A 21951-nucleotide genomic window follows, 5' to 3' on the forward strand; every position below is an offset into this window, starting at 1 on the left:
CTATTGAGAGCCATTAACGTTTTTCAAATGGGCTTTCCTCTCTTGGGTGTATGCCCGCCACTTTTGTGCTGGTTCGCCCTCTATAAACCTTATACCAATCGGTAGTAGCAGATCAAGTTCACCCCATTAAGGGGAGAACTTGATCTGTGGACAGGAGCTGATTGGTATAAGGCTTATGGTCCTAGTGTTTATTGTGACGTGGAGAGCTGCATATGTTTACGGGCAAAGACCAGACTCTTTTGGTAGAGCTCAACTCGATTCTCGGTATTAACGAACCCGTGTCCTTCTTTGGGTTTATAGAGCCATTCATAACTGATATTACGTTTATCGAGCGCCTCTTGCAGGTGCAAGGCATTCTCTGGTGGAACGCGTTTATCTCTACCTCCTGTGACTATCATTAACGGCGTTTTTAGCTTGTCGATATAAGTCAGCGGCGACTCTTTTCGCCAGTGTTCTTCATTATCGCCATATTTCTTCATGGCGCCGATTGAGACTGAGCTGCCATCCATATAGTCAGCATTTTTCATCTGGTAAAGCAGATCATAGGCACCGTACATGGGGATGGCACACTGGTAGAGTTCTGGTTCAATAAGGGGGGACATTAAAGAGGCGTAACCACCAAAACTGCCACCTGTTATGCAGACATTGTCCTCACTGATATTATCTAAACCTAATGCCCATTTAGTACCATCTATAATGTCTTCTTGAATCAAAGTGCTGCGCTTTAAGTAAGCTATCTCTTCGAAATCTTTGCCGTATCCACCTGAGCCTCTGAAGTTAATCTGCAGTACGGCAAACCCATTATTAGCCCACATTTGGGCACTGGTATTGTAATGCCATTTATCCTGTGGCCCGTAGGGACCGCCGTGAACATCGACGATGAGTGGATGGGGTTTATCATTGGCTTTAGGTAGGGTTAAATAACCATAGATTTTTTGACCGTCACGGGCGTTAAAATGGATTAGTTTTCTTGACTTCATCTGCTCAGGATAGATCCAAGGTTTGGAACTTATCAGATAATCTATGGTATTTTTTTTCTGGTTGTAAATATAAAAATCCCCAGGATTTCTGTCTGTGACGACTTTTACTATCATCTCTTCATCATGGATACTGTTAGCTCTGATACTTATGTCTGCAGTGGGAAAGCTTGCTGCAATCTGTTGATGGATTTTGCTAAAAGGTGAGTCATCTAAATAATGGTATTTCATGCCATCCATCATGGTCTCAATCGCAACAATATTTTTGCTGTCCGGTGAGCGAACATAGGCGTTGATATCTACGTCCGGATGATTAAATAGTAAGGTTATTTCTTTACTGTCAAAGTTATATTGATATAGCCCAGATGTACCGCCTTCAACGGCTTTGCTCATGTAAAGTAGTTTGCCGTCATTGCTTAATGACTTGTATGAGTAATCCGAAAGAGGATCCTCTTTGCTGATCTCCAGCCAGTCCCCATTTTTGTAAAAGAAGCGTTTAGTTTCGCCCTTTCGGTCTTTGCCTTTTGCAATAACAGGTATGCCATCAATATTGGTGACTACACTGATATTTCCCATTGGGGTCGATGCAATTCGGGTTCTTTTCTGGTTATAAATATTCACCTTATAGAGCTTGTCGGAGGCATCTCTGTCGGTGTTCCATTTTGAGGAGAGGATAAGAATATGTTTGTCGTCATTGGTGAGCATCTGAGCGATATACCCCCAAGCTTTCTCACCTCGCTTAGAAGCTATTTTTCCTTGTTTGCTATAACCATACAGTTGGGTGCGCTTGCTACCATCTATATTGGCAGCAAATATCTCACCTCTGCTGACTTTCCTTTCTCTTCCTTGAACCTCATATTTTTTGGTGTAGATCAGTCGTTCGTCATTGCCCCAATAAAAGTTACCAATATACTCTTTATGGCCAAAACCATAGGCTATCAAACGTTTATTGGTTTTACGTTCAACAACAATTAATACATTGGTGTTCTCTTTGGGGACTGTTGCAGCAAAATACTCACCGTTAGGGGAGAGTTTGATGCTAGAAAATTGAGCGGGTTTGGCAAAATATTCTAAAGGCAGGATGTCTGCAACGCCTTGAAGGGAGAAAAAGCAAAGCAAAAAGGTCATTAGGGTTATTAATTTCTTCATTGTATCTCAAGGCTACGTGTTGATAACATCAGAGTAACAAGCTGAGCTGAAACTAAAACAGTAAAAATGAAAAAACGACAATGAATCGAGATAAAATAGATAAATAGATAAATAGATAAATAGATAAATAGATAAATAGATAAATATTAACTGAGGTGGTCCATGTTAATGCTGTTATCTGAATTCAGCTTTAAAAGTACTCACTCATGGATAAATAACGCTGCCGTATATGCTCTATCAATAGACGTATCTTCTTCGGTGGTTGACGAGTGAAGGGGTAAACAGCGTAAACACCAAGTCTTTTTGCGACTCGGTTAGGCATGACATCGATTAAGTCCCCTTGCATCAGATCGTGATACACCAAACAACGAGGAACGTAGGCGATACCATATCCGCCTAATGCGGCTTTTCTCAACGCGGCAGCATTGTCAGTGGTAAAGTTGCCCTTAATTTTTAGAATATAGTTGCCTTGGTCTCCTTTAAACTCCCATTCGCTTGCCCCGGTTGTCTGATAGGCATATTGCAAGCAGTTATGCTCAAGCAACGCTTCTGGCTCTGTCGGTTGGCTGTGACGTTTGATGTAATCGGGAGTGGCACAGATGATCCATTGTGATTCGAGGATATGACGGGCGATTAAACTTGAGTCCTCTAAGTAACCGGTGCGGATGACAAGATCGTAATTATCTTCGATAAGATCGACAAACAGATTTTCCAGCGACATATCGACGGTCATACCTGGATAGAGATCGCAAAATTCGGCGACGGCATCGGCTAAAAGCAGATCGCCGGAGATTGTTGGCACCGACATTTTAATATGACCTGTGATGCTTTCTCCAAATCCTGAGACGGTATTGATCGCTTCGGTGGCAACTTGTTGGACATTAGTTGCTCCTTTGTACAGTTTTTTCCCTGCTTCACTTAGGGTGAGCTTTCGAGTCGTTCGATAGAGGAGTTGAATACCCAGATCTTTTTCAAGTCGAGCAATTCTTTTGCTAACTACTGAATTTGTTATCGAATTTTGTTCTGCAGCTCGGCTGAACGACCCCAGATCAACCACTTGGGCGAACAGAATCAGGTCATCAATTTTCGTCATATTAATGCACTTTTGGAAATAATATTTTTCATTATTTCTCTATATCATGAAAAAAGAAAGAGGTACGGTTACATTGTTTTAACAAAAAGGCTCGTGTGAGGGTGTATAAGAAGCTAATCAGGCTTGGTTATGATCTAGGTTTTTTATATTAGTGAGGCATTAATGGTTAGCCCGCAAAGTCATTAAGGAGAGTTATCTGTGCGTATTTACCCAGCAAAACCGAATAGTGTCTATCTCTATGGCACCTGTCTTGTGGATATGTTCGATCCCGAGGCGGGGCTAGATGCAATAAGCTTACTTGAACAGCAAGGACTGAAGGTTATATTTATTGAAAAACAAACCTGCTGTGGTCAGCCCGCTTATAGTTCGGGTTACACCAAGGAAGCAAAATGTGTGGCTCAACATCAGATGGACCTATTTATCGAGCCTTGGCCTGTGGTTGTGTTGTCGGGTTCCTGTGGTGGCATGATGCATCACCACTATCGTCGTATGTTTCAAGGTGATGGCACACAAGCGCAAGTGGAGCAGTTTTGTGATCGTGTTTTTGAGTTAACTGAATTTCTCGTTAATGTGTGTCGTATTAAGCTTGAAGATAAAGGTGATATGACCTCTGTGGTGATGCACACTTCATGTGCCGCTCGCCGTGAAATGAATGTCCATGTGACAGCAACTCAGTTGTTAAACCAGCTGGATAATGTTGAGCTAAAAGAGCAAGACTATGAGAGTGAGTGTTGCGGTTTTGGCGGTACGTTTGCTGTACGTCATCCTAATATTAGTCAGGCGATGGTTGAAGATAAAACACGTCATCTGGCGAAAACTAATGCGGCTGTGTTGGTGAGTGCTGATTGGGGCTGTCTATTGAATATTAACGGTGCTTTTGAGTATCAGGGTCAATCAATGCAAGGACGTCATCTTGCTAGCTTTTTACTCGAACGTACGGGAGGTAAGTGATATGGGTCATGTACCAGCGGGTCCTGAACTGTTTCATGCTCAAGCTAACGCGGCACTTAAGGATCCTCAGTTGCGACAGAACTTTCGCGGGGCAATGGATTACCTGCAAGACAAGCGCAAAAATGCCTTTGTTGATCCTGTTGAAGAGGACAAGATCCGAACGCTCTGTGAATCTATCCGTAAACGTTGTTTAAGCAAGTTACCAGAGTTGCTTGAGCAACTCGATGCAAATTGTACTCGTAATGGTATTCAGGTGCACTGGGCACAAAATGACAAAGAAGCTAACAATATTATTGCCAATATCGCTCAGAGTCATAAAGCCAGAACCATGATTAAAGGCAAATCAATGGTGAGTGAAGAGATTGAACTTAATCATGAGATGGCCAAGTTGGGGATTGAATGTCTGGAGAGTGATATGGGGGAGTATATCGTCCAGCTCGATGGTGACAAACCCTCTCATATCATCATGCCCGCTATCCATAAAAATAAGCAGGAGGTGAGCGATACCTTTGAGAAGCATTTAGATGACTTTACGCCCACAGTGGATGTTGATGAGCTGATTCAAACCGGGCGGACTCGCCTCAGACAGAAGTTCCACGATGCTGACATAGGTCTCTCTGGGGTTAATTTTGCTGTCGCCGAAACAGGCACCTTATGCCTAGTGGAAAATGAGGGCAATGGCCGCATGTGTACCACAGTCCCTAAAGTGCATATCGCCATTACGGGCATAGAGAAAGTGGTTGAGTTCTTATCTGATGTGCCGCCGTTGTATAGCGCCTTGACTCGTTCAGCCACAGGGCAAGCGATCACAACTTACTTTAATATGATCAGTTCACCACGTAAAAGAGGGGAGTTAGATGGACCTGTAGAGGTGCATCTTGTTTTGTTAGATAACGGCCGTACTCAGGCTTATCAAGATGAGGAGATGCGCAAAACCTTGCAGTGTATTCGCTGCGGTGCCTGCATGAATCATTGCCCTGTCTATACCCGTATTGGCGGACATGCATATGGAACTGTGTATCCAGGGCCGATAGGCAAGATTATCTCGCCACATCTTATGGGGTTGGATAACACCAAGGAATTAGTGACAGCTTCTAGCTTGTGTGGTGCTTGCGGTGAGGTCTGCCCGGTACGTATTCCTATTCCTGAGATGTTACAGCGACTACGCACAGAAGCTAAAAATCCCCCTAAGCCTGATGCGATGCCGATGAAAGGACAAGCTTCTGCTGCCAGTACTTTAGAGTCGTTAGCGATGAAAGGTTTTGCGTTTGCTGCAACGAACCCTAACCTTTATCACAGGGGAGCTTGGTCTGCGACTAAACTCAGAGGCTTGGTGCCGAATAATATGGGTCCATGGACCCAATGTCGAACTTCTCCTAAACTCGCCAATAAAACGCTACATCAGCTGATTAAAGCGCGTAATAAGCAAGCGGGAGATAAGTGATGAAGCTAACTAGCCCTAGTCAGTCTGCTAAAAGTGCCATCTTATCTAAGCTTCGAGGTGCCAAGGCGACAGTGATAGAGAAAGAAATCTTAGATTATCCTGTGTGGCAAAGCCATGATTCTGAGTTACTGAAACAACGATTTATAGCAGGTTTATCGGCGAGTCACGCTGAGGTGATCTGTGTGAGGTCATCACAGATAGCGAACGCTGTAGAGCAAGTGTTAACGAGTAAGGCGTGTAAGAGTGTGATAGTCGGTGGGGCTTGTGATGAGACTGCTGGCGTTAGTGAGTACGAGGGAGGTGAATTTCTTACCGAGATACTCAAAGGGGCTAGCCACCTCGATATCGTTCAGTTTGGTCGTGAGTTTGAAGTGTTAAAATCAAGCCTGTTTAATGAGATTGATGCGGGGATCACTCACTGCTTAGGCGGTATCGCTGATACTGGTACCTTAGTGCTCTGGCCGGACAAGGCCGAGCCTAGAAGCTTATCCTTAATTCCTCCCTGTCATATCGCATTAATTAAGCGCTCAACGATTGTCAGCAACTTTGCCGGGATGATGATTGAGCAATCATGGCAGGAGAAGATGCCAACCCATATTGTCTTGATATCGGGCCCCTCAAAAACCGCCGATATACAGCAGACGTTAGCTTATGGGGCTCATGGCCCGAGTCAGTTAGTCGTTATCTTGATTGATGACGTTGGCGTTGCGCAACCTTAAGTACCGTTAATCACTGTGCTTTTGTTACGACTATATTGAGCGCAATAAGTTCGATTAACTTATTGCGCTCTTTTATATGGATTTTTGATTTAATCTATTGGCTAGGCGCCGTTTACTGGGAACAAGTTCCTATCTTATAGTTATTAGAGATAAGCATTAGAACTCAGCTTCGACGCAGAAACTCATAAACTGTTTGCTACTGGGGTGATTGAGCTCCAAAAGTTCGGCGTGTAGGTGCAATCTGTCAGCTTTTGTTCCGTAAAGATCGTCACCCACTATGGACATATTTAATCCCTGAGCGTGAGCACTATGAACCCTAAGCTGGTGAGTACGCCCTGTTTTAGGAGATAAGTGAACCTTAGTTTTACCATGTTTACGCTCAATCACCTGCCACGTAGTTTCGGCTGTTTTGCCATGTTCGAAACAGACTAATTGTCTGGGTCTGTCGTCGAAATCGCCGCGCATGGGTAAGTTGATTATTCCTTCATTCTCTTCGAGTAAACCCGTTAATAGTGCGACATAACGTTTCTTCACTGTACGGGCGATAAACTGTGCCTGCAGACTTTTATTGGCTTCTTTGGTTAGCGCTATCACCATCAAACCCGATGTCGACATATCGAGTCGATGAACAATAAGCGGGCCAGTAGCGTCAGGGAAGTGTTGCTTCATGCGCGAGTAGACTGAGTCTTGAATGTTTTTACCCGGTACCGACAGAAACTCAGGAGGTTTGTTGATTATCGCCATTGCATCGTCTTGGTAGATGATGTCGATGGTTTTGCCTATGGCTGGGTTGGTGAGTAGTGGGTTTTCATCCAGCGTCATGCCGTCCAGCATATGACCTAAAATCGGCTTGCACTTTCCCTGACAGGCAGCATAAAAATTCTTATGCTGCCTAATCTCTGATTTAGGTGAACTTCCCCACCAAAATTCGGCCAGAGCCAGAGGTTTCATGTCCCACTTGAAGGCGTAATGTAATAACTTAGGTGCGGCGCATTCACCTGAACCAGCTGGTGGAGTTTGGTGTACGGTTTCTTTGAAAATACTGCCTAGGTCTCTGTGTTCGCCTTTTATATTTAGGAACTGATAATTTTCAAATAATTTTTTCTGTAGCGCTGCAGATGATGCCTTACGTTTTTGTTGAAGTTTTTCAATTACATCGGTTAACAGGTTTACTTGTTGTTCTCCCGATTGTATTCGTTCATTCCAATAAAGAGTCAATGCTTTCAACTGGTTTTTATCACGCACACTCTCTTTACTCAGATCAGACTGTAGCTCAATCAATTGAGCTTGATTAAGTTCAGTTATCGCTGATGTTCTGCGTGCTTTCCGAGTCTTTCTTGCCTCTATAATGCTCTGCCTTTGAGCCTCGATTTGAATCTCTGCTGTATGGCGTTCCTTGGACAACCTTGTTTGAAAATCGGCAATTTGTGGGTTTGCTTTTAGCTGATTAATTTGTTCTGTTATGCCGTTTATCTTTTTCTGCCCAGCGAGGAAAAAACTGTCTTGAGTGAGCATATCAAATACTGGCGGCACGAAATTAGGCAACACGTTCTTGTCGGCAACTTTTCCTGAAAAGGCAGCTAAATAGCCAATCTCCCCTTGACTATTTTGGACAACTAACACCCCGAACATCTTACCGATAGCGGACTCTTCATTGCCTGCATGACCGAAATTATGCTGCCATTGAGTTTGAGTTTGCAGGTGTGCTTGTAGCTCTTTTACCGCAGCTAAACATAGCGGATGAGGCTCATAATAAAAAGGAAAGGTAAAATGTTTAGGTAAAGCCAGATCGTCGATAGAAGCTTTAAAATGGGTAAAACAAGTTTCAGGGGAATGCATGGTATTATCTATCGTGTTTAGCCTAAACAGCGTTAAGCTATATGGCAGTAAGTGGGATGAATATCGTGGGATTTTACCCTTTCATCCAACAGAGTTCAATTTCAATGAACTCTGTTGGATGAAAGGGGGGTTGACAGAGTCAGGTGCTGCTATTTAGTTGTGTTTTATTTTAGTTATCCAAAAATTAATGTTTGTTGTACATTTGTTTAATGTTTTTTTGTTTAAAATACAGTTGGTTACTAAAATAAACTTGTTATCTATTTGTGCATTAATTTATAAGTATTCTAAGTTTATGTTTTGGTGTAAATTACGCGACCTTATCTAGCTCTGTGCTAGCTAAACCGAATGTAAACTTGGTTGTTTTAGTCTCTTACTGTGAGATATCAATCATTGTGTTATGTACTTCGAATCCTCTATTACTCACTAAGCCTTTATGTGGCAAAGATCGTTAGAGCATTCTTTATCTAAGGAATTTTGAATGAATATTTTATTTTTGATGTACCCATGGAGCGATGTTGAGCCTGAAACAGACTCAACCTTAAGAATGATCCATGAGTGTGTAGCTCGAGGCCACACGGTCGCCCTTACGACGCCACATAACTTAACCATGAGAGATTCTGAGGCGAGTGCTTTTTGTCAAATATTTAGCAAAGATGACGTAGTGCCGAATAACATCGTCTCTTTCTATAAGAAGGCTATATTTAAAAAGGCACGTTTACCGTTAGCAGGTTTCGATACCATTATCATGCGTGCGAATCCGCCTTTGAATCCAATCGCGCTTAACTTTTTAGATTCAGTTCGTGATGAAGTGTTCATCATGAACGATATTGACGGTTTACGTATTGCCAATAATAAGCTGTATACCGCATCATTTGACGATCCGACTAACGCATTTATTCCAGTGACTCATGTGTCTAAAACACCAGAGTATTTAGAAGAAGTATTGAGAGAGTCTAAAACTGACAAGATGATCATGAAGCCACTCGATGGTTATGGTGGTCAGGGTGTTATCTTAGTTGAAAAGCACGCTCAAAAGAGTTTCCACTCTTTACTTGAGTTCTACATCAATAGCGGTAAGGGCGGCAACTACGTTATTTTACAAGAATATGTAGAGGGCGCTGATGCTGGTGATGTGCGTATTCTAATGCTAAATGGCGAGCCTATTGGTGCAATGAAGCGTATTCCAGCACAAAATGAAGTGCGCTCAAACATTCATGCTGGCGGCACTGTGGTTAAGCACGTATTAACTAAAAAAGAGAAAGAGCTGTGTAAACATATCGGTCCTAAGCTGGTTCGAGATGGACTGTTTTTTGTTGGTATTGATGTTATCAGTGAAAAGTTGATTGAAGTTAACGTGCAGAGCCCTGGTGGGATTATGCGTATCAACAAGTTGAATAACGTCAAATTGCAGAAGAAGGTTATCGACTTCGTTGAAAGTGTTGTTAACGCCAAAGAAGTACTAAGCCAGCGTAAGACTGAATTCAGAAAGGCGATTGAAGATGCTCACGTTATCTGAGAATGAATGTATTGAGCTCATTAAGAAGGGCGAGTGCTTTCAAGCTGAAATCGATGGCGGTGCATTTATCGTTAAGATCGACGAGTATTCTCCCATGGTCTGTACCGCGATTCATAACGGCCACAGATTAAGAGATGATCTCAAAAAAGCGTTCTTGCTGACCAAAGATGAACGATTTTATGAAGAAGATCCTTACACTGATGAGTTGATCTCTTCATTTCCAATCGTGTTGATCGGTAATGACTCACGCTTTGAATATGACCTCAATCGAGCAAAAACCTTGTCGACGTATTATAAAACGGCATGGAATAAGCAAGTTTGGCATAAGCCTTTATCGCCTAAGCAAAGGGCGTTTAGCCATGCTAAGCATGAGTCATTTTATAATGTGTTAGAGGCCATTATTACGCGATTAGAGATGATGTTTAATAACAGCATCATTTTCGATCTGCACTCATACAATCATCAAAGGATTGAAAAGGACACGCCGACGTTTAATATCGGTTCTGGTCAGATCGATGTTGAGCGTTGGGGCTCAATTTGCCAGCATTTCGAATGTGAGTTGAATAAGATAACGCTACCTAATTTAGCGGTTAGGGCGGCCACGGATGAGGTTTTTCAGGGACGTGGTTATCTGATTGCTCACATCAACGCTCACTTTGACAATACGTTAGTGTTACCCGTTGAAGTTAAGAAAGTGTTCATGGATGAGAGCAAAGGTGAGGTGTATCCACTTGTTCTTGAAGAACTAAAGGCGGGCGTTAAGCACGCCATTTCAGAAACCGCTGCTCACTTTATGCGCCGCTTTGGTAAGCGTAAAAAAGTGAGAAACGTGGATCTGCTCTCCTCTTCATTGGCGCCTGAAATACTCAGCTTGGATAAGCAGTTGTACACACTTTGTCGGAGTGTTGAGACCCTTAAATTTATTAACCCAATAAATATTGGTAGTGAGCGTAAGAAGTTCTTGAGTAAAAAAGGACTTGTCGCGCCTGAGTTTAATTATAAACAGTTAAATATTAACCCTTATCAATTTAGGGAGCAGCTGTATAAACTGCCTGTTGGACGTGTGATGGATGCCGATATTCAGCAACTATATCGCCACGTCATCGATAATTTGGCTACTAAAATAGAGCTTATCTCTTCGATTGGTAGTGATAATTTTGTTTACAATTCATTGAAATATTATGGTGAGCCCGATAAGAACGACTTGGCTAATGCTGAGTTTATTCTTCGCGCCCCTATGATTGAAGGTGAAGAGGAAACTGAGCGACATTCTGCTGACTATGCGGTTGATTATTTCCGTATAAAAGCCAGCGAATGGGGGTTTGATTGTAAGATCGAACAGTCATCTAAAATTGTTGCTAAGGCCATGGTCGACAATGATAAAGGCTGCTTACTGATCAATAAGGATGCGGTGTTTACATCCAAGGAATTAGTGGCTTTTGCATATCATGAGCTAGGTGTGCATATGCTGACGACTGTGAATGCTAAGGGTCAAGATCTGAAAGTGTTCTCCTTAGGCTTAATGGGTAATACTCAAGCCCAAGAAGGCTTAGCCATTTACAGTGAATACTGTTCGGGTAATCTGACGCTAAGTCGTTTGAAAACCTTAGCACTTAGGGTCATTGCGGTTAATTTGATGCTGCAGCAAAGAGAGTTTATCAATACCTATCAGACACTAGTTCAGCAATACGGTGTCAGCAACGATGAGGCGTTTACCTTAACGACTCGAGTGTATCGTGGCGGTGGGTTTACTAAAGACTACTTATATTTAAAAGGCTTTAGAGATATCGTTAACTTAAGCAAAGCCATGCCACTTGATAATTTACTTGTGGGTAAAACAGGGTTATTAGATCTACCGACGATCAATGAGATGGTTGAACGAAATCTATTGAATAAACCTGTATCTCTATTTGATTTACAGCTTAAACAGCAGCAACCTCAATCGATTATCGATTACCTAGTGTCGGCAATTCGTTAATATTATGGGTGTAAATTGAGTTAATAAAAAGCCTTTTAGTGTTTAACTAAAAGGCTTTTTTATGAGAAAAATCTAGGTTTCACAGACAAGATTAAATAGTTTGATAAGGAAGTGGAATTGGTTTTTGAGTGATTTTGTGGTCATGGGTCACAGAGACTAAATGATTACGCTCTACCTTCTTCCATATATTAATATCGTCAGTTAACGGCTCTGAACACACAATCATGCACATTTTACTTTTGTCATCAGTTGGGGTGATTCTGACCACACCTTCAATACATGATAGAGAGCCAGTACCGTAGAATAATGAGGCGGGTTGAGCACTTTCTAACGTAGCGAATCGAGTCACAATGGTATTCACACCATCGGTCACTGCAAAGTTGATAAAGGCATTGGTATTCGCGCCACACAGTTTACGTATTTGCATTATTTTTTCTATGGTTGCGACCATCGCCACCTCTAACTGGATTAAACTTGCCTTTGGATTAAATTTGAGTTGATCCATAAACAGAGCAAAAGCATATTCAGAATCGGTATTCCCCTTAATTAAGCTAAAGGCGCGATCTGATAAGCTGTTGAGCAGAGTACGTCTAAAAGAATCAAATAGGTCTAAACGTCCGTTATGCATCCATAAATAATGCATGCACTGAAAGGGGTGGCAGTTAGCTTGGCTTACTGGCATGCCTACGGAGGCATCTCGGACATGGGCAAAGTAGTGATGGGTTTGCACCTTATCGCCGATCATTTTAAGATTTCGATTACTCCATGCTGGATCGACGTTAACAAAGGTTGCGGGTATTGGATCGTCTTGAATTGGATACCAACCTAGGCCAAAACCATCGGCATTAATGGGGATTTTTCTTTTTTGAGAAAACTTGCTTTGACTTACGAGTGAATTTTCAGCTTGAAAAATCAGCGGTGACATGACCGTTGCCGGGCCACGGTAGGTTAAAAAACGACACATTTAAACTTATCTCGAACATTTTAGTATGATCTTTATTAAAGGCTTAATATCTACATTAATAAAGTTAATAATGATAAAGTTTGGTCGTAGATACTTAAAAACCTGCAATTTGCAGGTTTTTAAGCGATTAGGACAAGTTGAGTTGTTATCAGTTCGATTTCACTTTCCAGTTAACCTCTTCGCCAGCGAAGAAAGGTACGATTGGGTTGCCGTTTGGCAAGATGATCTCGCTTGGTACTGTCCAGCTCTCTTTTACCAAGGTCACAGTGCTAGTGTTTCTCGGTAGGCCATAAAAGTCAGGACCATGAGTACTGGCAAAACCTTCGAGCTTGTCAATCACGCCTAAATCATCAAAAACCTGAGCGTAAAGTTCTAGCGCACTCCAGGCGCTGTAACAACCCGCACAGCCACAAGCAGATTCTTTGCGATGTTTCTCGTGAGGTGCTGAATCTGTTCCTAAGAAGAACTTGCTCGATCCCGTTGCGACAGCTGCGCGTAGTGCTTCTTGGTGAGTGCTGCGTTTTAGTACAGGTAGACAGAAGTTGTGGGGGCGAACACCACCGACTAACAGATCGTTACGGTTAAGCAATAGATGTTGAGGTGTGATCGTCGCTGCAACATTATTTGACGCTGACATAACGAAATCAGCCGCTTCTTTAGTGGTGATATGTTCAAACACTATTTTTAGGGTTGGGAAGGCATCGACGAGGCGTGCCAAGTTTCGCTCGATAAACAGGGCTTCACGGTCGAAAATATCGATGTGTGACTCGGTTACTTCACCGTGTACCAGCAATAACATGCCCAGTTCTGCCATCGTCTCAAATACAGGGAAAAGCGCATCAAGGGCTTTTACCGCAGCATCTGAGTTGGTGGTTGCACCTGCAGGGTAGAGTTTTGCAGCAACAACACCAGCAGCTTTAGCATCAATGATGTCTTGCTTGCTGGTGTCATTGGTTAAAAAAATCGTCATCAAAGGCTCGAAGTTAGAACCTTGTGGACGTGCAGCCAGAATGCGCTCACGGTAAGCCATTGCCAACTTTGCATCGGTGACTGGAGGGAGCAGGTTTGGCATTACAATGGCGCGTTGAAATAATCGGGCTGTTGCCGGAACGGTCTCTTGTAACATGGCACCATCACGAAAGTGAAGGTGCCAATCATCGGGAGTAAGTAGGGTGATCTGCGTCATCTATAGTTCCTATGCGTTCGGGACAAGCCATAACTAGTTATTTTCTGCGCGATATTATGCCAGAAATAGACTTTTCTTGATAGCTGAGTTTGCGCATTTGCTATAATCGCGGGGGAACTAATGAGTTGCTAGTTTTTTGAATATGTTAAGGTCAATCTTATGAGCAATATCGTTTATATCGCAACAAGTTTAGATGGATACATTGCCGATAGAAATGGCGGTGTGGATTGGTTACATGAAATTCCAAATCCCGAGGGTTCTGATATGGGCTTTGGTGATTTAATGAATCGAATTGATGCCCTAGTCATGGGACGAAACACCTTTGATATGGTACTTAGTTTTGGATGCGACTGGCCCTATAGTAAACCAGTTTTTGTGCTGAGTAATAGCTTAACTCAAGTCCCAGCAGGTTATGAAGATAGGGTGTTTTTAGTCAAAGGTTCTATTGAAGAGGTCGTTGCAAGTATTCATAAGTTGGGATACCGGCATCTGTACATTGATGGCGGAAAAACAATTCAGAACTTCCTTAACGCGGACCTGATTGATGAAATGATTATTACGACTATTCCAGTGTTATTAGGTGGTGGAACGCCACTATTTGGGGCGTTAGTTGAGCCTTTAAGGTTTACATACGTGAAGAGTGAAAAACTGTTAGATTGCCTAGTTAAGATTTATTACCTTAGAACACGTGTTGAGAGCAACTAATCTTGCAGAATAAACTGTAAATAAAGTAAGAAGAACCCTGTGTTAAAACATAAAGAATATCCAAGAGTCGGCCCTGATTATCGCTTCGGTGAACAGATTAGCTTTAGCGATATAAAAAAAACCTTTGGTTTAAACCATATTCGACTTGGTCGTTGGGTTGAAAAGGATGAGAGAGATAAGGCTGCTAACCTCATCTTTGATTCGTTGGCCGATCTTGCTTTTATCCTTAAGCTTCCTCCCCATGCTTTAGGGCTAAGGCAGACCTTAAATCTGGCCTTTGGTACTGGCGGTCAAAAAGGCGTCCAAGCGCACTATACACCAGCACATCGAGAGTTGGCCTTGGCTAAAAATGCAGGAGCCGGTGCCTTGGCCCATGAGTTTTGGCATGCCTTTGATCATTATATCTCCTCAAAAGCATATTACACTTCACCTGTTGGGATCTCCTTTGCCAGCAGTTGTTGGTTGGCTGATACTGCGCCAATAAAGCATCCCTTAAATCAACGCTTGGAGCAACTGCTTGCTACGGCCTTGCTTACCAATGATGGCACCGATGCTAATGAGTTTGTTAGCCGAGCTGTGGCGTTAGATAAAAAGTATGGTGGGCAGTATTTTGCTAAACCTACCGAGTTAATGGCGAGAGCTTTTGAAGCTTGCATCGAATTCTATCTAGACATCAATAATCCCTATTTAGTCAATGAGACCTTGAGCTCTTCGTTAGCTAAAGCGGGAGGGTATCCAACACTTGAACATCGTCAACGTATTTTTACTGCGCTTATCGCTTATTTTGAACCTTTAGGGGTAGCACTAGGGCACGAAAAATAGCGGGTTATATTGATGAGGATCACAGCTTTGAACTATGATAGATGATCTGCTTGGCAAGTATTAATATCTCTGGTTTTTATTAATATTCAATTAAGTATTATAGCTAAAACTAATATTAATACGGGGAGCAGAGTAATGATAATACTTTTCTATGCTGCCATAACGCTAGGGGGAACTACCTTTAATTAGGTACCAAAATTTCACCTAGCCTGGGTTTTCGACCCTTATCTTTGAGGAATAACGATGAAATACCTAACTCTGCTTGCTGCTCTTATCTTTTCTGGTTCAGTTGCTGCAGTAGATTGTACAGAATGTCATGAAACGATTGACCAGACAGTACACGTTGAAGCTGAAGCGACATTGGGCACGTGTAACGATTGTCACGGTTTTGCAGATGCACACGAAGTTGATATGGATCTACATGAAGAGTCATTGAAGATGTCTGAGTGTGTAGACTGTCACGGAATGTAATTTATTCGTCAGTGACAAAAAAGCGAGCCAAATGGCTCGCTTTTTTGTGTCTGGCCATAAATGTTCCAGACATTTATCGGCATTTCCTCCGTCCTTGGAGGTCAGAACACTTATGCCGCGAGCCATGGATGGAGTATTTCAGATTACTGCACCTCATCTGTTGGCAAGGTAGTCAACGGTCAGATCGATGAACGTTCTCACTTTAGGCGATAGGTGTTTACGACTGGGGTAGACCACGAATACATCAATTTCTGGGGCTGGAAGGTCCTTAAACAAGATCTCTAATTTGCCTGACTTTATCTCCTCTTCCATGTAAAACATGGGTAATCTGCAAATTCCCAAATCATCTAAGACTAATGCCAGTTCCATTTCGGCGCTATTACAGGTTAGTTTCTGTCTCACATCTACGCTATAAGGTTTGCCTTCTTTATCAGTAAATTGCCACTTATTTGGTGATTTATGGTTGCTGTAGCAAAAGCAATTGTGGCGGCTTAGCTCTTGTGGGTGATGAGGACGACCGTACTTAGAGAGGTAATCTGGGGTGGCAACAATATAGCCTTTGCAGCTAAAGATTTTGTGGCAAATAAGACTCGATTCTTCAAGTTGCAGTGAAGCGCGTATGGCAAGATCGTAACCTTCAGCGACCACATCAACTTTACGGTCATTGAGATCCAGATCTAAGGACACATTGGGATAACGTCGCATATATTCAGATAAGATGGGCTGTAAGTAGTTATTACCAAAGCCGACAGGTGTGCTCAGTCTGAGGGTGCCTTTAGGCGCAATTTCGTGCTCGGTTAACATGTTCATCGCTTGCTCTGCATCGGCAACTAATTGTTGGCACTCTTGATAGTAGACCTTGCCTTCAGGTGTCAGGCCTATTGAGCGAGTGGTGCGATTGAGCAAACGGACACCAAGTCTCTCTTCAAGTTTATTTACCTCTTTACTGACATAGGACGTTGAATGTCACATCAATTCAGCTGCTGCCGAGAAGCCACCTGTCTTCACCACTTGAGTGAATACCATGACACCATCAAAAAGCTTATTCATAGTCATATGGAAATAGTCTTTATCAATTAAGGTTATTAATTAAAAATAACCATTAATATACACTTATCGCCAATCTGTGTAACAAGTAAGTGTGATTCGTGTCTGAGGCTATGTTGGAACTTTCGGGTTCTACTAAGCAAAATGGCATTAAGGAGATGCCATGCAACACAATATAAAACTCTACATCTTAGTCACTGCGATGCTATTTGGCCTATCCCCCTTAGCCATTGATATGTATCTGCCAGCTTTGCCATCCATGGCAAAAGCGATGTCTGTTTCTATCAATGATATGGAGATGTCAGTGGCGGTTTTTTTACTTGCCTTTGCATTAGCCCAACCTGTGTTTGGTATGCTGGCAGACAGGTTTCATAAGTTAAATTTACTCCTGTCAGGCTTGGTTATTTTTACCTTATCGAGTATGGCTGTACCGCTTGTTGAAACAATAGAGGGGCTCTATCTTGCTCGCATTTTTCAAGCTATTGGTGGTGCAAGCTCTGTGGTGTGTTTTGCTATGATCCAACAGAAGTTCGATGTCCAAAAAGGTTCGCATGTGATCACTTATGTGATGGCTTCAGTGGTGATCGCACCACTTATTGCACCTATGATCGGTGGTCAAATACTTAAGAATGGTCGTTGGGAGGAGATCTTTTATGTACTCGCTGGTATTGGTATCCTTGCCTTTGTGTTGAGTTTGTTTACCCACAGTGAAAAGCTTGAGGTTGTGAATCATCCGATTGATAACCATGATGTTGATAGTCACAACATGGTCAATGAAGCTGTAGATAAAGTGGATAGAGGTGCTTCACTTGCTGACTTTATTGCAATATTTAAACAGCCATTGCCCATTGGTTTTATCTTTCTTGGCGGTTTTGGTTTTGCGGCACTGTTTTCTTTCGTGGCAGGATCTGCCTTTGTCTATATTGATTTCTTTAGGATTAGTCCTGAAAACTACAGTTATTTGTTAGGGCTAAATGCGCTGGCTATGATATTTGGTAGTCTGTTAAGTGCTAAGGTGTTGGCTAACATAAGTCCAAATAAAAAAGCGATTATCGCTGGTTTACTTTTAGGGCCATTAAGTTTCTTGTTCTTTGTGCTGGCAAATATGCAGGCTCCGCTAACCGCGATTGTTATCAGTGTTTTTATGTTTAATATCTTGCTTGGGATGATATCGGCGAATGCGATTGCTGCAGCTATGTCATTTTTCCCGACCCAAGGTGGTGCAATTTCAGGGGTGTTTGGTCTATGCCAATTCGCCTTAGGGGCTGCATTTAGTGGGGCGATTAGCTTGTCACATGCACAGTCTCCTGCGGTATTGCTGTCCTTTATGGGATTAGCTTGTGCAAGTGCAGCCATGTGTAGCACTTACCTGTATACCCGCTCATAGCGAGGAATTTGAATTTTCGACACTAACGTGAGCCTCTCGTAACTCAATGCAGTAAACAAATGCAGTTAGTCACGGAAATGAGTAACAAACAGCCCTAGTGGCTTAGTGTAAAATCCACTCTGGACGCTTGTTAAAAATCGGCTTATAGCGGTTCCTAAAAATAGATATTAAAATTGAAGAGATAAGTATTATGAAAGTATTAGCCTTTGCAGCAACCAACAGTTCTAAATCGATCAATAAGCAACTTGTTACTTATGCCGCATCTTTAGTCAACGGTGCCGATGTTGAAATTCTAGACATTCATGATTATGAGATGCCTCTTTTTAGTCAAGACAGAGAAGATGAGTTAGGCCAACCTGAACTTGCACAAAAGTTCTTTGCAAAATTGGGTGAAGCTGATGGCATCATTATCTCGTTTGCTGAGCATAATGGTTCATACACTGCCGCTTACAAGAATCTGTTTGATTGGACCTCACGTATCGACCAGAAAGTGTTTCAAGGTAAACCTGTGGTATTGCTTGCTACCTCTCCAGGTCCTGGTGGCGCCAATACGGTGTTAATGGCCGCGACTGGTTCTGCCCCCTATTTTGCTGCTGATGTGAAAGCGAGTTTGTCGATCCCAAGCTTCTTCGATAATTTCGATATGGAGTCGGGCGCATTGCGCAATGAAGAGTTAAAGCAGGCTTTGACTGAGGCAGTTAACAAGCTTTAACACTGACTTATTAACATGAAAAAACCGCTTAGGATCTTACTAAGCGGTAACATAGAATCTCATGTTAAAAGCAAGGTTGGGGGGCCTTGGATGGATTTTTAATGTTTACAGTGCGTATTTGACTGAGAATTGCAGGTAAGTTGAATCGGCATCTGCATCGGTGACCTCATAGTTGCCTACTTCGACTCCAGCCCAAAGTTGTGGGGTGATCTGTTTGATCAGATTGATGCCCCACATCTGTCTCTCTTTATTTTGGATATCAGTTTCAGCATGGCCATAAAAGAGTGTGCTGCGGTAATTCTCACTCCAGAAATGACGGTAGGCGGCATAATAGGCCGTGGTCTCCTCTGCTGCGGAAGTATCTCCATCGGGGGTGATGTCAGTGGTGAGCCCCGGCGCGACATATCGCCCAGATGTTCCAAGGTTAACTTGAAAGCGGAAATCATCTTTGTCACCGATTAAAAACTTACCGTAAAGGTTAAAAGCAGCGGTGGTTTTATCTATGCCGTCACTGTCTAGTTGACGAACTAACGCTGCAGCGCCTATCTCTCCCCAATTGGCTTTATGTATGTATCGACCCACAATATCGGGTATTGAATCGTTCTTGTTGTCAGCCCCAGTTGTTTCTGGATTTTCCAATGCAAATTGAAATCCCCCATAGGTGTAACGGATCTGGGTTTGACGGATAAACGCCTCACCAATATGAGGACCACCAAAATCCAAGGTTTCAGGGATCGCGGTGAGGGGCATAAACGTTGACCATGTTTGACCTATTAGCCAATTTTCATATTTGATAAAGGCGTGGCGTAATCGAGGATCGTAATTATTGACGACGGCTTCGCTGCCATCTGAGCCATAGAAATCCATTTCTACAAATCCGCTGACTTTGCCATGGGTGTATGTAGCATTGAATCTGGATTCACGCATGTTGAAGTTGGTTTGCGATGCATCTTCGCCAGTGCTTCCTGTCGCGATCCAAAAAGGACGATAGGGCACGTCACCAGAAACATGACGTACATCAGCTTTAATGTAACCGCCAAATTTAAGCTTGTTACCATCGCCGAGATCAAACTCGAACGCGCCATAACTGGAGGTACTAAACAGGCCTAATGTGATGAGGGTGAGTATCGAAATTTTCATATCTTTCTCCTTATTTTAGTTTTTGTTGCATGTTTTTAATTCAATCGACTCAGGCCAAATAGTGCTGGGAAGCAAACCAGCAGCCCCAAAATAAGCATCTGAATGGCGATAAATGGCAGTACACCTTTGTAAATATCTAAGGTTTTAATTTGTGGTGGTGCGACGCCTTTGAGATAAAACAGACTGAAGCCAAAGGGCGGGGTTAAGAATGAGGTTTGCAGATTCATGGCGATGAGAATCGCCAGCCAGTTCATATTGAGCCCTAATGACAGCGCAATTGGCGTCAAAATGGGCACGATAATGAAAGCGATTTCGATGAAATCGATGAAAAAGCCTAAGATGAAAATGGTCAGCATCGCGATAAGTACAAACGTCCACTGAGCATTAGGCAAAGAGACAAAGAACTCCTCTACAATCGTCTCCCCTCCGCTGTAACTAAACACCATTGAAAATGCGGTCGCACCGATGAGAACGGCAAACACCATAGAGGAGACTTTGACGGTTTCAAGTGCACTGTCGAAAAGTAATTTGAACTTGAATTTGCCGTAAATAATAGCCAACAGCAGGGAGCCCATTCCGCCTAGGGCTGAAGACTCTGTCGGGGTTGCGAGTCCTGTGTAGATAGAGCCTAAAACAGCAACGATTAAAAATAGTGGTGGGATGATGAGTTTAAGTGAGCTCAATACCATGGTTAAGCGAGGTTCATCTATCTCAGTTTTAATTGGTGGTGCAATATTGGGCCTTAGGTTAACGATGACTATGATGTAAATCAGGTAGGCGACAACCAGTATAAATGAGGGCAGAAGTGCGGCGGTAAACAGATCGCCAACGGGCAATCCCATCACATCACCTAGAATAATTAGAATAATGGAAGGCGGGACTATTTGGCCCAAGGTGCCAGCAGCGCAAATAATGCCAGTGGCTAATTTAGGATCATATTTGTGCTTGAGCATCACCGGCAGGGATATCACGCCCATAGCTACAACGCTTGCACCAACTACACCTGTTGATGCTGCCAAAAAGAGCCCGACAATGATGGTTGAGATGGCCAATCCGCCCTTGAGCCCACCAAAGAGTTTGCCCATGGATTCAAGCAAGTCTTCGGCTAAATCAGTTTTCTGTAACACGATCCCCATAAAGATAAACAGAGGGACGGCCATCAGAATGGTATTTTGCATTGTGCTCATGATTCGATATGGCATAAATGCGAATAAATCGACGCCGAGCACCATGATGCCCACTGCTACAGACACGCCAGCGAAGGTAAAGGCGATAGGGAAACCAAAGAATATGGCGATCATCGCGATAAGAAAGAGGGCTAAACCTGTCATTATTTCGCCTCCAATGGTGAGCCGAGCAGCACAGATATCTCACCCATAAGGCGATATATTCCAGCGGTGATCACAAAGAAAAAAGAGAGGGGGATGACAGACTTAATTATCCAGAAATAACGGAGTCCTCCTGGATCGGGACTTTTTTCTCCTAATAGGTAGGCATCATTCGCAAATGCTAAGCCAAAATAGATGATCAACAGACTAAAGGGGAAGACGGTGATAAGTATGCCGACCGTGTTAATGATTGCCTGAGTTTTGCGGCTCAAGGCATCGTAAAAGACGTCAACTCTTACATGTGCATCCTCTTTGAGCGTATAGCCGATACCGAACATGAACATGGCTGAAAATAGGTGCCATTCAAGTTCTTGCATCGCAATTGAGACGTTGTTGAACAGGTAACGCATCACGACATCGTAGAAGACATTAAATAACATCAAGATCATCAATATCGCGCAGAGATAGCCAAGATAGTCGAGTAGCTTACCGAGTAGGGTGTGTAGTTTTTTCATGCAACTTT

General features: G+C 42.8%; 19 protein-coding genes and 1 pseudogene. 11 read left to right on the plus strand and 9 right to left on the minus strand.

The features are described from left to right. Positions 1–188: 188 nt before the first annotated feature. Both HWQ47_RS05610 and HWQ47_RS05615 read right to left on the minus strand, forming a co-directional pair. Positions 189–2126, minus strand: a complete 1938-nt coding sequence (locus tag HWQ47_RS05610; protein WP_269970195.1) for a S9 family peptidase — start codon at positions 2124–2126, stop codon at positions 189–191. 190 nt (positions 2127–2316) lie between these two features. After that, positions 2317–3219 (minus strand): LysR family transcriptional regulator, encoded by a 903-nt coding sequence (locus HWQ47_RS05615; protein ID WP_269970196.1) that lies wholly within the window; start codon positions 3217–3219, stop codon positions 2317–2319. Positions 3220–3417: 198 nt separating this feature from the next. On the opposite strand from HWQ47_RS05615, the gene HWQ47_RS05620 reads away from it, so the two are divergent. The 3 genes from HWQ47_RS05620 to HWQ47_RS05630 are packed head-to-tail and all read left to right on the plus strand — an operon-like array spanning position 3418 to position 6333. Continuing rightward, positions 3418–4170 carry a (Fe-S)-binding protein gene (locus HWQ47_RS05620; protein WP_269970197.1) on the plus strand — a complete coding sequence of 251 codons (753 nt, stop codon included), beginning with the start codon at positions 3418–3420 and terminating at the stop codon, positions 4168–4170. Position 4171: 1 nt separating this feature from the next. Continuing rightward, positions 4172–5614: a LutB/LldF family L-lactate oxidation iron-sulfur protein gene (locus HWQ47_RS05625; RefSeq protein WP_269970198.1), complete on the plus strand. Its 1443-nt coding sequence runs from the start codon at positions 4172–4174 to the stop codon at positions 5612–5614. Further along, a complete protein-coding gene (locus HWQ47_RS05630; protein WP_269970199.1) occupies positions 5614–6333 on the plus strand; it encodes a LutC/YkgG family protein in 720 nt (239 codons plus the stop codon). The genes HWQ47_RS05625 and HWQ47_RS05630 overlap by 1 nt, the downstream gene beginning before the upstream one ends. 156 nt (positions 6334–6489) lie before the next feature. Here the strand turns inward: HWQ47_RS05630 and HWQ47_RS05635 are convergent, their stop codons facing one another. Then, on the minus strand, positions 6490–8172 hold the full coding sequence (locus HWQ47_RS05635) for an RluA family pseudouridine synthase (RefSeq protein ID WP_269970200.1): 1683 nt from the start codon (positions 8170–8172) through the stop codon (positions 6490–6492). Between HWQ47_RS05635 and HWQ47_RS05640 the strand changes: the two genes are divergently transcribed. From HWQ47_RS05640 to HWQ47_RS05650, 3 genes are all read left to right on the plus strand, one after another. Beyond that, a complete protein-coding gene (locus HWQ47_RS05640; RefSeq protein ID WP_269970201.1) occupies positions 8171–8329 on the plus strand; it encodes a hypothetical protein in 159 nt (52 codons plus the stop codon). The genes HWQ47_RS05635 and HWQ47_RS05640 overlap by 2 nt on opposite strands. A gap of 321 nt (positions 8330–8650) precedes the next feature. Beyond that, entirely contained in the window at positions 8651–9688 is a 1038-nt protein-coding gene (gshB, locus tag HWQ47_RS05645) for a glutathione synthase (protein WP_269970202.1), read from the plus strand. Then, positions 9672–11666, plus strand: a complete 1995-nt coding sequence (locus tag HWQ47_RS05650; protein WP_269970203.1) for a flavohemoglobin expression-modulating QEGLA motif protein — start codon at positions 9672–9674, stop codon at positions 11664–11666. Before gshB ends, HWQ47_RS05650 begins: the two co-directional genes overlap by 17 nt. Before the next feature lie 91 nt (positions 11667–11757). Here the strand turns inward: HWQ47_RS05650 and HWQ47_RS05655 are convergent, their stop codons facing one another. Both HWQ47_RS05655 and pyrC read right to left on the minus strand, forming a co-directional pair. Continuing rightward, complete coding sequence (locus HWQ47_RS05655; RefSeq protein WP_269970204.1) at positions 11758–12630, minus strand: class II glutamine amidotransferase; 873 nt, start codon at positions 12628–12630, stop codon at positions 11758–11760. Positions 12631–12778: 148 nt separating this feature from the next. Next, entirely contained in the window at positions 12779–13816 is a 1038-nt protein-coding gene (gene pyrC, locus HWQ47_RS05660; RefSeq protein WP_269970205.1) for a dihydroorotase, read from the minus strand. A 159-nt stretch (positions 13817–13975) separates the two neighbouring features. Here pyrC and HWQ47_RS05665 point away from each other — a divergent pair, with 159 nt between their 5' ends. The 3 genes from HWQ47_RS05665 (at position 13976) to HWQ47_RS05675 (ending at position 15814) form a co-directional block, all read left to right on the plus strand. After that, the gene (locus HWQ47_RS05665) at positions 13976–14521 is read left to right on the plus strand and encodes a dihydrofolate reductase family protein (protein WP_269970206.1); all 546 of its coding nucleotides are present in this window, start codon (positions 13976–13978) and stop codon (positions 14519–14521) included. A 39-nt stretch (positions 14522–14560) separates the two neighbouring features. Continuing rightward, positions 14561–15343 carry a CLCA_X family protein gene (locus tag HWQ47_RS05670; RefSeq protein ID WP_269970207.1) on the plus strand — a complete coding sequence of 261 codons (783 nt, stop codon included), beginning with the start codon at positions 14561–14563 and terminating at the stop codon, positions 15341–15343. 243 nt (positions 15344–15586) lie between these two features. Then, on the plus strand, positions 15587–15814 hold the full coding sequence (locus tag HWQ47_RS05675) for a cytochrome c3 family protein (RefSeq protein WP_269970208.1): 228 nt from the start codon (positions 15587–15589) through the stop codon (positions 15812–15814). A gap of 153 nt (positions 15815–15967) precedes the next feature. Here HWQ47_RS05675 and HWQ47_RS05680 read toward each other — a convergent pair. Then, positions 15968–16870: pseudogene (locus HWQ47_RS05680) on the minus strand (LysR family transcriptional regulator). Between the two features lie 154 nt (positions 16871–17024). Here HWQ47_RS05680 and HWQ47_RS05685 point away from each other — a divergent pair. Together HWQ47_RS05685 and HWQ47_RS05690 are read left to right on the plus strand one after the other, a co-directional pair. Beyond that, a complete protein-coding gene (locus tag HWQ47_RS05685; RefSeq protein ID WP_269970209.1) occupies positions 17025–18248 on the plus strand; it encodes a Bcr/CflA family efflux MFS transporter in 1224 nt (407 codons plus the stop codon). A gap of 190 nt (positions 18249–18438) precedes the next feature. Further along, positions 18439–18960: an NADPH-dependent FMN reductase gene (locus HWQ47_RS05690; RefSeq protein ID WP_269970210.1), complete on the plus strand. Its 522-nt coding sequence runs from the start codon at positions 18439–18441 to the stop codon at positions 18958–18960. Positions 18961–19065: 105 nt separating this feature from the next. On the opposite strand, the gene HWQ47_RS05695 is transcribed toward HWQ47_RS05690, so the two are convergent. The 3 genes from HWQ47_RS05695 to HWQ47_RS05705 are packed head-to-tail and all read right to left on the minus strand — an operon-like array spanning position 19066 to position 21943. Then, on the minus strand, positions 19066–20100 hold the full coding sequence (locus HWQ47_RS05695; protein WP_269970211.1) for a DcaP family trimeric outer membrane transporter: 1035 nt from the start codon (positions 20098–20100) through the stop codon (positions 19066–19068). Between the two features lie 35 nt (positions 20101–20135). Beyond that, positions 20136–21431 (minus strand): TRAP transporter large permease, encoded by a 1296-nt coding sequence (locus HWQ47_RS05700; protein WP_269970212.1) that lies wholly within the window; start codon positions 21429–21431, stop codon positions 20136–20138. Continuing rightward, on the minus strand, positions 21431–21943 hold the full coding sequence (locus tag HWQ47_RS05705) for a TRAP transporter small permease subunit (RefSeq protein ID WP_269970213.1): 513 nt from the start codon (positions 21941–21943) through the stop codon (positions 21431–21433). Before HWQ47_RS05705 ends, HWQ47_RS05700 begins: the two co-directional genes overlap by 1 nt. Between the last annotated feature and the right edge of the window lie 8 nt (positions 21944–21951).

The sequence above is a fragment of the Shewanella sp. MTB7 genome (genome assembly GCF_027571385.1).
In the GTDB taxonomy this organism is placed as follows: domain Bacteria; phylum Pseudomonadota; class Gammaproteobacteria; order Enterobacterales; family Shewanellaceae; genus Shewanella.